Annotated in this window: 13 protein-coding genes and 4 pseudogenes; 9 read left to right on the forward strand and 8 right to left on the reverse strand. The window is 35.1% G+C overall.

Annotation, left to right across the window (positions count from 1 at the left end):
* Positions 1–229: 229 nt before the first annotated feature.
* Positions 230–1373: pseudogene (locus tag ABWU67_RS00345) on the forward strand (transposase).
* 9 nt (positions 1374–1382) lie between these two features.
* Here ABWU67_RS00345 and ABWU67_RS00350 read toward each other — a convergent pair.
* Entirely contained in the window at positions 1383–1592 is a 210-nt protein-coding gene (locus ABWU67_RS00350; RefSeq protein WP_010081834.1) for a hypothetical protein, read from the reverse strand.
* A 131-nt stretch (positions 1593–1723) separates the two neighbouring features.
* On the opposite strand from ABWU67_RS00350, the gene der reads away from it, so the two are divergent.
* The 5 genes from der to ABWU67_RS00375 all read left to right on the forward strand — a co-directional run bounded on the left by der (position 1724) and on the right by ABWU67_RS00375 (position 6248).
* Positions 1724–3049 carry a ribosome biogenesis GTPase Der gene (der, locus tag ABWU67_RS00355; RefSeq protein WP_341821980.1) on the forward strand — a complete coding sequence of 442 codons (1326 nt, stop codon included), beginning with the start codon at positions 1724–1726 and terminating at the stop codon, positions 3047–3049.
* Positions 3046–3567, forward strand: coding sequence for a disulfide bond formation protein B (locus ABWU67_RS00360; protein ID WP_010963042.1), 522 nt, complete (start codon positions 3046–3048; stop codon positions 3565–3567). The genes der and ABWU67_RS00360 overlap by 4 nt, the downstream gene beginning before the upstream one ends.
* Entirely contained in the window at positions 3542–4084 is a 543-nt protein-coding gene (locus tag ABWU67_RS00365) for a demethoxyubiquinone hydroxylase family protein (protein ID WP_006279362.1), read from the forward strand. The genes ABWU67_RS00360 and ABWU67_RS00365 overlap by 26 nt, the downstream gene beginning before the upstream one ends.
* Before the next feature lie 580 nt (positions 4085–4664).
* Entirely contained in the window at positions 4665–5645 is a 981-nt protein-coding gene (gene mraY / locus ABWU67_RS00370; RefSeq protein WP_151807633.1) for a phospho-N-acetylmuramoyl-pentapeptide-transferase, read from the forward strand.
* Between the two features lie 6 nt (positions 5646–5651).
* Positions 5652–6248 (forward strand): ribonuclease HII, encoded by a 597-nt coding sequence (locus tag ABWU67_RS00375; RefSeq protein WP_015589381.1) that lies wholly within the window; start codon positions 5652–5654, stop codon positions 6246–6248.
* Between the two features lie 3 nt (positions 6249–6251).
* Here the strand turns inward: ABWU67_RS00375 and virB9 are convergent, their stop codons facing one another.
* The 3 genes from virB9 to ABWU67_RS00390 form a co-directional block, all read right to left on the reverse strand.
* Positions 6252–7034, reverse strand: coding sequence for a P-type conjugative transfer protein VirB9 (virB9, locus tag ABWU67_RS00380; protein ID WP_015589382.1), 783 nt, complete (start codon positions 7032–7034; stop codon positions 6252–6254).
* Between the two features lie 185 nt (positions 7035–7219).
* The gene (mlaD, locus tag ABWU67_RS00385) at positions 7220–7675 is read right to left on the reverse strand and encodes an outer membrane lipid asymmetry maintenance protein MlaD (protein ID WP_007548591.1); all 456 of its coding nucleotides are present in this window, start codon (positions 7673–7675) and stop codon (positions 7220–7222) included.
* Positions 7676–7677: 2 nt separating this feature from the next.
* Positions 7678–7992, reverse strand: a complete 315-nt coding sequence (locus tag ABWU67_RS00390; RefSeq protein ID WP_007548590.1) for an NADH-ubiquinone oxidoreductase subunit NDUFA12 family protein — start codon at positions 7990–7992, stop codon at positions 7678–7680.
* 64 nt (positions 7993–8056) lie between these two features.
* On the opposite strand from ABWU67_RS00390, the gene ABWU67_RS00395 reads away from it, so the two are divergent.
* The 3 genes from ABWU67_RS00395 to purF are packed head-to-tail and all read left to right on the forward strand — an operon-like array spanning position 8057 to position 12091.
* Positions 8057–9523 (forward strand): proton-conducting transporter membrane subunit, encoded by a 1467-nt coding sequence (locus tag ABWU67_RS00395; protein WP_264722945.1) that lies wholly within the window; start codon positions 8057–8059, stop codon positions 9521–9523.
* Between the two features lie 53 nt (positions 9524–9576).
* Positions 9577–10680: a rod shape-determining protein RodA gene (gene rodA / locus ABWU67_RS00400; protein ID WP_151807632.1), complete on the forward strand. Its 1104-nt coding sequence runs from the start codon at positions 9577–9579 to the stop codon at positions 10678–10680.
* A 25-nt stretch (positions 10681–10705) separates the two neighbouring features.
* On the forward strand, positions 10706–12091 hold the full coding sequence (gene purF / locus ABWU67_RS00405) for an amidophosphoribosyltransferase (protein WP_353282029.1): 1386 nt from the start codon (positions 10706–10708) through the stop codon (positions 12089–12091).
* 27 nt (positions 12092–12118) lie between these two features.
* Here the strand turns inward: purF and ABWU67_RS00410 are convergent.
* From ABWU67_RS00410 to ABWU67_RS00425, 4 genes and pseudogenes are all read right to left on the reverse strand, one after another.
* Positions 12119–12565, reverse strand: a pseudogene (locus ABWU67_RS00410) (DNA-3-methyladenine glycosylase); the annotation flags it as partial.
* 27 nt (positions 12566–12592) lie between these two features.
* A pseudogene (locus ABWU67_RS00415) lies at positions 12593–13451 on the reverse strand (IS630 family transposase).
* 63 nt (positions 13452–13514) lie between these two features.
* Positions 13515–13580 (reverse strand): annotated as a pseudogene (locus tag ABWU67_RS00420) (3-methyladenine DNA glycosylase); the annotation flags it as partial.
* A gap of 60 nt (positions 13581–13640) precedes the next feature.
* Positions 13641–14096, reverse strand: a complete 456-nt coding sequence (locus ABWU67_RS00425) for a hypothetical protein (protein WP_264705938.1) — start codon at positions 14094–14096, stop codon at positions 13641–13643.
* Positions 14097–14223 lie beyond the last annotated feature (127 nt).

Genomic DNA, 14223 nt, shown 5'->3' on the forward strand with positions numbered 1-14223 from the left:
TAAAGAAAGTGGAAAATTGGACATTCTCAACTTGACTCCTGCAGATTAAAAATTAAGTTGTATCCGTTCAGGCAATGGCGTCAACTTAAGGAAAAATATCAGCGATAGTGTATAAAATTTCTCTCCAAATTTTTTATCATTAAATTATCCAAAGAGTGCAAGGGACAGCACTTTTGTTTCTGTTTTATTTCAACAAAGAAGTCTAAAATGTGTCCTTTTTAGGTGAAATATGCAAAAAGGAAAAAACCTTATTCTACAAATTAAAAATATAATATACTCGAAAACTTTTCAGAAAATCCATTGTGTTGAGTTTTACACGAACAAGAAAACTTCCTTTTTCGACAGTATTTTCTATGATTTTAAAGTTAGTTAAAAAAAGTTTGGGAATAGAATGTGAACTTATGGAGCCATTGACATGTACCCTCAAAGCAAGCTTTTTCTAAAGCAAGATATAAGATTTGCCATACAGGCTTTCAAGAATTTAAGCATCCAAACAGCCTATCAGGATGAACCTGAGTTGGAGAGGCTATAGACTTATTGCAGCAGATGGTTCTGGTATGAGATTACCCAGCTCTGGGGAAATTGTATCCGAGTTTGAACCAAATGGAACAACAGGCACCATTGGCAATTTGTTTGTTGATTTGTGTACTTCATTGATTTGCAGTGCTCGTCTTGCAGCTTGGAATATAGGTGAACAAACGTTGGCGGCAGAGCAATTACCCGAAGTTATCACTCAAATGCGTTTATTAAATCAAGAGAAATTATTATTTATCTATGATCGTCTTCAGTAAAATTCATTCAGCAGCATTATAATTTGGAAGTAGATTTTATTTTTCGCTTGCAAAAAAGAAATTATAGTAAGCTATGGGAACGCTGGCGAATTAGATTTTGATTTTATATTAGAAAATGAAAAGCTAAAAAATAAAATGAAAGGACAGAAAGTAAGAGTTATAGTGCTGACATTAGCCAACTGAGAAACAGAGTTTTTGACCGAGACTTTGGAGCAAAGCTTATGTGTTAAGGTGGCACATAGAGGAGTGCTATAAACGACTCAAAGTAGGAGCAGAGTTAGAGAATTTTTCTGGAGAGGCTGTATTACAAGAATTTTGGGCAAACTTGGTCATGTGCAATATATTATCGCTTCATATATGTGATGCACAAGGGCCTTGGAACCCAGATCAAATTACTGAGTATCGTTTAAATTTTTCAGTTTTATTTAGTGTAATGAGACAGAAACTCTATCAGGTACTTATTGCGCCAAAAAACTTTCAAGCCCTTTTTAAGTATACGCGCTAAAGTTAAAATCCGACCGGGACAGCCGCAATAAAGTAGATAAGCCTAAACGCCATCATGTCTTTAGGAGAGTTTGCTAATGAAAGTTCTTAAGTTGACGCCATTGGCTGTTCCGATTCGTTATATGACATAAGAGCATCATATATTTCATGCAATGTATTTGAGATGTTTTTTTCCATATGTTGATTAATATGCCCATATATTGTCGTCTCTTCCGAATACTCTGTATCTTTATGTATATGATTTTGTTGCTTTAATTCTTCTCTATCTACACTCTCTATTTGCTCTGACACTAGCATAACTACCCCATATTTTACATAACGAAATAAAAAAATTCTAACTGTAGTATGCTTATATAATCTACGAAGTCAATAGTTAAATTGAAAAGTTTCGGTTATAATTTACTTCATATAGAACATGCCCTTGAATTATGCTAAAAATCGCCATAGTAGGCCTACCAAATGCTGGAAAATCGACCCTATTCAACAGATTAGTAGGAAGAAAAGCAGCAGTAGTGAGTAACATTCCAGGAGTGACAAGGGATAGGCGAGAGGGAATGGGGAGAATTAGCGATTTGGAGTTTAAAGTTATAGATACAGGAGGATGGAACGACCAAACTAATTTTTCACTACAAGTTATTGAACAAATCGAATTTTCTTTATCCAATTCAAACATAATTTTCTTTCTTGTTGATGCAAAAGTGCAAAATGAGCGAAATGAAGAGTTTGCAAAGTGGCTGAAGAGAAAAATAAATAAACCTGTAATACTAGTAGCAAATAAATGCGAGAGTCATAAATCCGAAAATGTTGATTATTTGCAGTTTTTTGATTTTCTTGGCCCGGTGTATATCTCTGCCGAGCATAATCTTGGCATGGTTGATCTTTATGATGCATTAGCTGGTGTTATTGAAAATTTTAACGAGAACACTGAGTTACCTAACAATGAACTGAGTAGGCTGAGGATCGCGATCATCGGCCGTCCGAATGTTGGAAAATCAACTTTTTTAAATGGTTTACTTGCAGAAAACAGACTAATAACAAGTTCAGAGCCAGGTACCACACGTGATTCTGTGGATATTACATATGATCATGATGGAGAGTTAATTACTCTAATTGACACTGCCGGAATCCGCAGAAAGGCGAATGTTGTAGATGGCTTAGAATCAAGATTTGTTGAGAAAAGCATGGAATCAATCAAGCGCTCTCATGTGGTAGTTTTAATGCTAGACTCCCTAGTTGGTATTGAGCAGCAGGATTTATCAATTGGTGAAGCTGCAATTAAGGGAGGGAAAGGGATTATTGTTGTTTTAAATAAGTGTGATTTAATAGGTAAGGATGACAGAAGCAGGTTAATAAAATTTGTCAAACAACAGGAAGTAACCAGGTTATTCTTGGAAGTGCCAACTATAACAATTTCTGCGTTAAAAGGCATGCGCTGCGGTGATGTGATAGATAAGTGTCTTGAAGTGAGTGAATCCTTGAACAAGAAGATCAGCACTGCAAAACTGAATAAGTGGCTCATAGATGCTGTAGGAAAACATTCTCACCCTCTTGTAAAAGGCAAAGCAGTTAAAATGAAGTATATCGCTCAAATTGGTACTAAACCTCCAGCTTTTTCTTTGATATGTAACATACCTGAAAGTGTTGATGAAAGTTACAAACGCTATTTAATTAACGATCTCAGAAAAAATTTCTTTGCAGACGGTGTGCCAGTTAGATTGCTTTTGAAAAAAAATAAAAATCCCTATGTAAAATGAATACTCTGCTTTATACTTTCAGGGATAATTTACTTAAAGTTATGTGTAATAATTCCAGAATTCCTGCAATCTTTCTGCTGTCGAGTGCCGCTGCTCTAATTTTTGCATATGTGCTAGAATATTTTTTCAACATGCTGCCATGCAAGTTATGTACATACGAGCGAATAGTTTACTATATCGCTGGATTACTTGCAGTAGCGTGCATGCTTAAAGACAACAAAATTCTAATCTATGCAATGTTTTGCAGCTACCTCATAGGTGCAGTAATATCTTTTTATCATATAGGTCTTGAACTCCACTTATTTCATGATGTTTTAGGTTGTACAGAGCAAGCAAGTAGTAACGTTAGTATAGAAGAGCTCAGAAATAATCTACTAAATCCTAATTACTCTCCATCTTGTGACAGACCTCATTACGTTCTAGGTGTTTCCTTAGCAACATGGAATCTAATTTATCTCATAGTAGCTCTGTTCGTATCAGGTAAGGTGTATTGTGGAGAAAGAAAGAAATCTAAATAATTTAAGGTACAGCAACAATCAGTTCTTGCAACAGGCAATTAGAGTAGATCACGCTGGAGAATATGGAGCTATTTGCATTTATTCTGGTCAAAAATTTATTCTTAAGAAATCTTCTATAATCAATGAAATAATTGAAATGGAAGAGCAGGAAAAAAAGCATTTTCACTATTTTAATGAGAAAATCAAAGAGCAAAAAGTTCGTCCTACTGTTTTGTTGCCTGTTTGGCGTGTTTTAGGAGTGTCGCTTGGCGTTGCAACTGCCATTATGGGCAAAAAAGCTGCTATGGCTTGCACTGCTGCAGTTGAAGAAGTTATCGGGGAGCACTACAAAGAGCAAGTTTCACATTTAGAAGATGGGGAATTAAGAGAAACTATAAGTAAATTTCGCGACGAGGAGTTAGAGCACAAAGATATTGCAATTCAGCACAATGCTGAAAGCGCATTTGGCTACAACATTTTATCATCATTCATAAAAACAGGCTGCAAAACTGCTATTTACTTGTCTAAGTTAATTTAACTAAGCAGCTTTCTTAAAGTGTTTTAAATGTTCTGATAACAACAGAAACCAGGAAGGAATTCAAGTGTAACAATTATTTTATAACTATATTTACATATCACCATTATTAATAAATAATTAGTATTTGTAAATTAAATACATCTAAAGTATAGACTGCAAAGGAGGCAAAAGTGCGTTTTAATTTAGAAGAGGGAAATGCTCTTATGTAATACCTGCCACAGGTTCACAACTGTACGAACATTCATTTTTGAAGGTAAATTGCACAGCAAATGGTGTCATTCCAGTCTGGAATCCAGAAATTTTGCTTATAACTGAGCTGATAAGCTAAAGGTAATTGTCTTACACTAAAACAAACGTTTTTAATTAAGTTGCATAGAACCAGTGTCTGGGCACTGGGATGACACCCCACTGGTGGTCCAAACTACAACGTTCGTACAGTTGTGGATTCCAGACTGGGATGACACCCTACTGATGGGCCCAAATCACAATGTTCGTACAGTTGTGGGTCAGGCTATAGGATGACAGAAGTTGACTTTATTAGCTATAGGTGGTATGACACTTAGTCAATTTAAGTAAGCAGATGATCTTAGCTACAAAAGTATTTTTTACCTCATTTGTTTTTGGGTTTATTCTTTTTCCCTATTTTATAAAGCTTCTAAAAAAAATAAGCAAAGATGGGCAACCAATTAGATCATGTGGACCAGAAAGTCATTTAATAACAAAAAAGAATGTACCACCTATGGGAGGAATAATAATACTGATTTCTTCTTTATTACCAATTTTACTCTGGGCTCAGTTAACACCAGAAATTTTGCTGCTGATATTGATAACTCTATTTTTTGCTCTACTTGGATTTATTGATGATTATTTAAAATTGAAGACAAATCACTATCGAGGTTTAAGTGCAAAAACCAAAATACTTATTCAGTTTATTGTTGCTCTGGTTGGTGTGTTTATACTTAAGCTATACTCTGCTGAATGTTTTACAAAAACGTCCCTATTTAAAGGAGTAATAATAGATTTTGGCTATCTATATGTTCCGTTTGCTGCGTTTGTAATTGTCGGCTCTTCTAATGCTGTGAATCTCACAGATGGTTTGGATGGCCTTGCTGCAACTCAAGTTATCACTTCCTTTGCTTTTTTGGGGCTAATTGCATATATAACTCAGGCAGATATGAATATTACTTTATTCTGCATTGCATTTATAGGAGCTATTCTAAGTTTCTTGTGGTTTAACACACATCCAGCAAAAATATTTATGGGTGATGTTGGTAGCTTGTCGGTAGGTGCGGCTTTAGGGTTAACTAGTGTCCTAATTAAAAGAGAAATGCTTTTTGCCATTATTGGAATAATCTTTGTAATAGAGACTCTATCTGTTATTATTCAGATATCATATTTTAAATATACAAAGTTTAAATATGGAGAAGGAAAAAGAGTTTTTCTTATGGCACCAATACATCATCACTTTGAGAAGAAGGGATGGTCAGAAAATGCAATCGTTATGAAATTTTGGATAATTTCTATTATCTGTTCAGTTTTTACTATAACTTTCTTATTATAAAAACCTATGAAATACCCAGACTTTACATTAGAAAATAAATTATCAGGAGTGATAGCAGGAGTGGATGAAGTTGGAAGAGGTCCGCTAGCTGGTCCAGTAATATCCGCAGCCGTAGTGTTTATTGATAGAAATACAATTATTGATGGAATCAACGACTCGAAAAAGTTGACTCCTCAATGTAGGCAAGTCCTATATGAAAAAATAATATCCGTTGCAAAATTTGGTATAGGAATGGCAAGCGTAGAAGAAATAAATTCATACAATATCTTGCAAGCAACAAAACTTTCAATGAAACGTGCGTTGATAGACTTGGACCTAGAATTAGATTATGTGCTAGTTGATGGTAATCAACCACCTGAAGTGAAATGGCAAGTGAAATCCATAGTAAATGGTGATAATTTGAGTACATCAATTGCAGCAGCTTCAATCGTTGCAAAAGTTACGAGAGATCGGCTTATGCAAGAATTGCACAATAAGCATCCTGAATATAATTGGTATAAAAATAAAGGATATGGGACAAAAGAGCACCTTAACGCTATTGGCCTTTATGGAATTACAGAACATCATAGAAAAAATTTTGCACCCATATCTCGGGCATTATAGCCTTTACCCTTTTTTGAAAGGTATGGTTTCATTAAATAGGCAAACTGTACTCGATCCATTCCTTAAGGTAAACACTGAACTTACCCTTTCGATTATCAGGTAGTTATCAACTGTACGGAAATTTACTAAAGACTCATATCCTGCAGAATCAACCATAAAAACTGCCGGAAAATCAGAGTTTATTTTATTGAATTGTAGATATGTAAATTTTCCGTCATCAAAAACCTTAATTGGTATTATTGACTGACTACCTTTGACGTGCGAGATGGAATAATTAAAATTTAATCCCTTCTTTACAACTTCAATATCATTGATATCAGGAATAATGGTATGACTAGCTTGTTCGAAGATATCACCGTTATTTGTTGTGTAAATCTCATCACTGCTAAATAGTGGATAAAGAAACCTTACTTCATATGCTAATCTTGGATCATCTAGTCCAGTTGCTTCTTCAGCATGAAGTTCAAAGTAATAAACTCTTTTATTGGTAATTATAGTTGCATTAGTATCAGCAATATCATCTATGGGCTTAATAAACAATCTGTTACCTTGAGGAAGAAGTTGCCAACCAGTTGAATCACCCATTGAAAGGTTTTGTATTATCTCCCCTGGTTCAAACAATATACTGGACTGATAACCATAAAAACCCGTATACTTATGTATAGCCTGTGGGTTATAATTTATTACCTTTATGTGATTATCTCCAGCTATTGAACGTGGCTCCTGTTTTGCAAGTGCATCACTACCACAGAGGAACAATAGTACGGCAAACAGTAAACCAATCATAATATCAAAATGAATTAATCTTCATTTTATCATTAATAGACATGCACTGCAACTGTTAAGGCACTTTCTATACTATAAACCCCAAAGCAAGCGGTAGAAAAGGCAAGAAATAAGGCAAACTCCTTAAATACTTTAGAACTACAGGAGGCTTCACCTGAACGGGTACACTTGGAATCCTGCCATTTTCACTTCGTAAACATACCAAGAATTCTGTCCATTATTCCACCCATGTTTGCTTCAGCTTGAGTATACTCTATTTTACCACCATGCAAGATTAGTTTAATATCTGATCCAGGTGATATATTAACAAATTTACTGCCAACAACTCCACTGCTAGTGATCAGAGCTGAACTATCAATTGGCAATTTTATGTCTTTGCTTATACACATATCGATTCGTGCTACGTAGGTAGCTTTGTCAAGTGATACACCAGTTATGCTTCCAACATCTACACCAGAGATCTTGACACTATCACCAACTCCTATACCGTTAGCGTTAGCAAAAAGACCATATATTTTATAGCAATCCTTATAGTTTTTCTTTATGTAAGATAGCTTATCAATAGCAAAGAAAATCAGAAAAATAGTAAAAATTAATACAAATAATCCAGCGGTTATTTCAAGTATATTTGACCTTCGCATCTTTAGTTATCAGGACTCCAGCTTTTATAGTAATTTTTCACTTTTTGGTTTGGATAGTATGCATCTTTTGTACCCGTTAAATTAGGAGTATGTTTTACTTTTCTTTTTTTATTATTAACTGGTACTACATTATCAGTATAGTGAAGCCATATATGCCATTCCGGAGGCACTGTTGTAGGCTCAGAAACACTGCTATACATAACCCACCTTTTTCCTTTACTTGATTCATAGTAAGAATTTCCATTTTCATCTCTTCCTACAAATTTATCTTCTCTTCGTAATAGGCGTTTTATTGCATTACAAATTTTAGATAACATAAGGGTATTAAAACAAAAAGTATTATATATACTAATACTTTAACGATATATTAACAACAATTTAATGCAATTACCAATCTTACAAGTTATTATCCCAATAATTGCATCAATGTTTTGCTTTCTTGCCAAGAAACACAAGGTATCTTGGTTTATTTCTTTTATTGCAACAACAATCACTCTTATCATTTCATCAATACTACTCATTAAAACATATAAAGGTGAAATTATAACTTATCACCTTGGAAATTGGGCTCCTCCGTATGGAATAGAGTTAAGAATCGACGTGTTAAATTCCTTAATTCTAACCCTAGTGAATTTTATAGCGCTGATTAGTGTGCTTTATAGCTTTTATATTAACGAAAAAGAGATTAGCAAAAACAAAATCACTGGTTTTTACTCTCTATTTCTACTGTGCTTAAGCGGACTGCTTGGGATTTTAGTAACAAACGACATATTTAACCTTTACGTTTTCTTGGAAATTTCATCTCTTTCTTCTTATGTATTAGTTTCAATGGGAAGGGATAAAAAAGCCTTGGTTGCAGCATTTGAATATCTAATTAGTGGAACAATAGGTGCAACATTTTATTTATTTGGCATCGGGCTCTTGTATTCAATGACTGGAACGCTCAATATGTCTGACATGGCTGAAAGAATAGTTCCATTATACGATAACAACATCATAAAGCTTGGCACATTGTTCATTTTTGTTGGTCTCTCAATCAAAATGGCACTGTTTCCATTAAGCAGGTGGCTGGTTAATGCATATAGTGAGGCGCCAAGTTTCATTAGCATATTCTTTTCAGGCACAGTGACAAAAGTGATGATATATGTTTTCATCAGAATCTTTTATACTGTTTTTCATCAAAATTTTTTCTTATTTAAGCCGCTACTGGACAATGTGATAATTATCCTCGCACTTTGCGCTATTGTATTTGGGTCGATATTTGCAATAACCGCAAAAGACATAAAAAGACTGTTTGCTCACTCTAGTATTAGCCAAATTGGTTATATAATTTTAGCACTGAGTTTTAACTCAAAAACAGGTGTATTTGCAGCAATTCTTCACATAGTAAACCACAGCATAATAAAAACATCTTTATTTATGGCTGCAGGATGTATTTCTTACAAATTTGATACAACAAAAATAGAGAATTTATCGGGACTCAAGAAATCAATGCCTTATACAGCACTTGCGTTCACTCTACTCAGTTTAGCATTAATCGGTGTGCCTTTAACAAATGGCTTTGTAAGCAAGTGGTATATAATGAAAGCAATTATCGAATCTCGCGCGTGGATTTCCCTGATAGCTTTTGCTGCCGGTTCTTTTCTTGCACTAATATACATGTGGAAGATGGTAGAGAAAATGTATTTTGAAAATGATGCAACGTCACGCACTAGAATGACACTAGGCAAAATTAATGATGTGCCATTTCCTATGCTTTTCTGTCTATTGTTTATGGCAGCTTTAACAGTAGTAACTGGAATATATAGCACTCCAATTCGGTTAGTAGTTGAGAAGTTGGTTTTTTGATTTTTATCTTTGTTTCATATTTTACTATACTTTAAGGTTATAAGGTCTTTATTGTGGGTAGGCTGAAGAAGATTCATTGGTTATTAGTCATTAACGTGATAGCGCTGTTTTGCGTTGGCATTGTTGTTCAATACTCTTCTGCTGGAGGAAAGTGGGTGCCATTTGCGATTCACCAACTGGTCATATTTTCCTTCTTTTTCCTACTCGCTATAGCTATGTCATTCATAGAGCTAGATTTTTACTTGAAGTACGCCTACTTTTTTTATATAGCAGCAGCGATTTCACTATTAGCAGTAAATTTTTTTGGCTCACACATAATGGGTGCAACAAGGTGGATAAGAATTGGATCAATTAGTTTGCAACCATCAGAATTTGCAAAAGTAGGCTTAATACTTGCGCTTGCTCGCTATTTTGATAAGCAGAGTATGTATAAAATGATGGAATTTAAAAGATTGCTTAAGGCACTTATAATTATTTTCTTACCCGTGTTCTTGGTGTTAAAGCAACCTAATTTAGGCACAGCTATGATAATGTTATTTATAGGGATATCAATTATATTCACAACAATAATAAAAAGATCTCATTCAGTAATATGTGGAACTCTTGGCATTTTTGCAGTACCGGCTATTTGGCCTTTTTTACGTCCTTATCACAAGCAAAGGATATTGTCATTTTTGGATTCATCAGTGGATCCACTTGGAATAGGTTATAATGCGCAGCAATCTCAAATAGCTATTGGTTCAGGAGGTTTGCTTGGTAAGGGCTTTGTTAACGGAAGTCAAACTCAACTTGGATTTTTGCCGGAGAAACGTACAGATTTTGCTTTTGCAGTGCTGAGTGAGGAATGGGGCTTTTTAGGTAGCATGGCTTTAATTTTGCTTTATACCTCATTACTTGGAGTAATTTTCTCTATCGCTTATAGGTCGAAAAATTATTTTTCTAAGTCGGTATCTATCGGCATTTTCGCCTTTTTTAGCGCTCATTTTTTTGTAAACATTGGAATGTCAATAGGCCTCTTGCCTGTGATAGGCGATCCACTGCCATTTCTTTCCTATGGAGGAAGTACAACTGCTGCAAGCTTGATATGCATAGGATTATTGCTGGCAATAAAAGCAGATGAACAACAAAATGCTTGTATTTTACCTATGCTAAAGTAAAATTAAACTTTACTTAATAGTTTTTATGCTAGATGAAATGCGTGAGGAATGTGGGGTATTTGGCATAAGTTGCAACCAAAGTGCTGCTTTTAACTCTATACTTGCTCTCCACGCTTTGCAGCATAGAGGTCAAGAGTCTTTTGGCGTAGTAACCAGTAACAACGATAAGCTGCACTCTTATCACTTTCAAGGTCAAGTGAGCAGCGTATTTGATGATATAGATGAAATAAAGAAATCCTTACCTGGAGATTGTGCAATAGGTCACGTTCGATACTCAACAAGTGGTAATAAGTTTGGAGTGCAGCCCATGCTTGGCAAAAGTGGCAAATTTGGGGATTTTGCCATAGCACATAATGGTAATTTAATTAATATTTCTCCAATACGCGAACAATTAATTAAACAAGAGTGCGTTTTTCAGTCAGATATTGATACAGAAGTAGTAGTGCATCTGACAGCAAGCGGTGAAAAAGATAGCTTCTTAGAGAGTTTTATATATGCATTAAAGCAAATAAAAGGTGCTTATTCTTTTGTGGCAATCAATCAAGAAGTAGTTATTGGAGTACGTGATCCGTCTGGAATCAGGCCTCTTGTTTTAGGGAAGTTAAACGGTTCTTATGTTCTTGCATCTGAAACTTGTGCTCTTGATATAGTAAATGCAGAGTTTGTTAGAGAAATAGAACCAGGTGAGTTAGTCACCATTGATCGAAATGGTAATCTAGCTTCAGCATTTCCTTTCCCACAGCAAAAATCAAGTTTTTGTATTTTTGAATACGTTTATTTTTCAAGACCAGACAGCATAATGGAGAATAGGTCCATATATGATATAAGAAAAGAAATAGGAAGAATACTTGCAGAAGAGAGCCCACCAAAAAACAATATGGATATGGTTGTACCAATACCTGATTCTGGAATACCTGCAGCTATTGGATATGCAAAGCATTCAGGATTACCTATGGAACTGGGAATAATTCGTAATCATTACATAGGAAGAACTTTTATACAACCAACCGCTGAAGTACGTAAAGTTAGAATAAAATTAAAATTCAATGCTAATAAGCACACTTTGAAAGGTAAAAACATAATTTTAATAGATGATAGTATAGTGCGTGGTAGTACGTTAACAAATATAATAGTTATGCTAAAGGATGCAGGAGTAAAAGAGATTCACCTCAAAATTTCAAGCCCACCAATTAAGCATTCTTGTTTTTATGGAATAGATACGCCAGAGTGCAAAGATTTAATTGCTGCAAATAAATCTGTAGAGGAAATTAAGGAAGTTATAGGAGTAAACAGCCTAGCCTTCTTGAGTATTGATGGATTATATCAGGCTGTTAAAGGAGAAGTGTGTAACAATGCTACACCACAATATTGTGATGCTTGTTTCACTGGTGATTATCCAATTGGCAAATAGTCTACGCAAGATCACTGGAGCTTAAGTTTAGAAAATCTTAAACCGCCAAAATTTCTCTTGGCCTTTACTAATTCCGATTCTCGGAGTGCACACATAATCCGGGTTGAGGTGAGATTCATAAACACAAAATTTGTGGCTTATAGTAAGGTCTTGCTTATTATGTTCTTTTGTAATGTTTAATCTTTTGCACAGTATTCCTGGTCCGCCTAAGTTTGCTTCAAGCGGTTCAATGAGCTTTAATCCTCGTATTAACACTGCTGCTGGGAACCCTTCTGTTTCTGTTACAATATTTAAACAGTAATACATTCCATATATAAAGTACACGTATGAAAACCCCGGCATACCAAACATTACTGAGGTTCGATTAGTATAGCCTCTTGCCGCGTGACAAGCTGGGTCATTCATTCCTATATAGGCTTCAACTTCGGTTATTATTCCACTAAAGTTAGAAAATTTCAGCATCTTTCCTAGTATAGCATTTCTCATAATAGTCCGAATAGGTCATAGGAAGGCAGAATCAACAGCACGACGAAAGGATTCGAATAGAGGAATGTTTTTCCTGGCTCTGTTTTTTATAGCAAACCAATGATGCTCAATTTTGTTAAAATCTGGAGAATAAGGCGGCAGATACAAAATTTCTGCACCGACTCCTTTAGCGAGCTTGATAAGCTTATCAGACTTATGAAAAGTAGCATTATCAAGAATGACAGTTTGTCCAGGTTCTAAGATCGGTGCCAAAAATTGCTCAAACCATCCATTAAAAATATCCATATTACAGTGGCCTTCAAATGTTAATGGAGCAACTATCTTTCTTCTACTTAAGGCTGCAACCATGCTGATTCGTTGAGTTTTTTTTCCAGATTTTAGGGCATAAAATCGCTGTCCTTTCTGGCAATACCCATATGGATAGTCCTCCGTGTTATCAATCCCAGACTCATCTATATACACTAAGTTTTCTGGTTCTTTTGTTGCTATAATTTTTAAGAATTCAGCACGTTTTTCTTCGTTCCTTTCCTTGTATCCATATGTCTTTTTTTGCGCGTAAATCCAATTTTTCTGAGAGCTCGGTGGATCGTTTCGATACTAACGTTGCCCCAAAGTTTAGCCATTTCCGACAGAGTTTTTCTACCGTGTTTTTTAGCAAATTCGATAAACTTATTCCAGTCGATAATTTTCTGATTGTAACCTCCATTACCGAGTTTTTTGACTGAAAGTCGCCTGTTTCTTTTTTTCTTTGCTTCCACTCCCACAAAGTAGTTCGTCCAATTTTAAATCTTGCTGCCACTGCTTCTCTGCTTTCCCCTTCGTCTAGTGCTTCCATTGCTTTTTTTCTTAAATCATAACTATATGCTGCCGGCATCCAACCTCCTTATCGCCATCTATCCTTAATCTTATCATATCCGGACTTCTGTGGAAAGAGCTATAACTCCCCGGCTACAACCAAAGTTGGCCGCTCGTAGAAATTTCTTGGTAGTATTGTGTTGCTCATCATAAAAGTATAAGTTACTTGCAGATGCAAGCAACTTATACTGAATTTTCACTACTTTACCTATTTTGAAGCAGCAGGAGCTTGATGCTTTTGTGATGCGCCGCTCAAGTCTTCTACATTTGTTGAATGCTGCTCCAAAAATTTTACTTCTTCAGAGCTTTGTTGTAATTGTGTTTGTGGCAATTGTGATGCTAACACTTCATGTAAAGGCTTTGCTTCATATTGCCTTCCTACTTTTACTTCTTTATGTGCAGCTAATTGCTCCATAGTAACACCATTACCCTCAATAAGTTCTACGGAGCCATTATCATGAATATTAATTTTAATATTACATTCTTTTCCTTGAGCATTCCACTTTAAAGTCATTTGATATGACCCATTAGCTACTTCATAAATTCTTGTTCCATGTTCATCAACCCGGCAACGTAGCCCCCTTGCTTTACTTTGAGGTAGCAATAATGTAATTGCTTTCACGCCATATTGTTTACACAAATCGTTATTTAGAATGTCACTCATGCTTATTTCTTTTGTATTACTACCTATCGCAATTCTTACGGCAGGCTCAATAATATTATCTTCATTTTTGCTTTCTTTAAGTTTTATAAATTCTATATCATTATTTTCTATATTTTTAGATATCTCT

The organism is Wolbachia endosymbiont (group A) of Aleiodes leptofemur (assembly GCF_964028465.1).
In the GTDB taxonomy this organism is placed as follows: domain Bacteria; phylum Pseudomonadota; class Alphaproteobacteria; order Rickettsiales; family Anaplasmataceae; genus Wolbachia; species Wolbachia pipientis.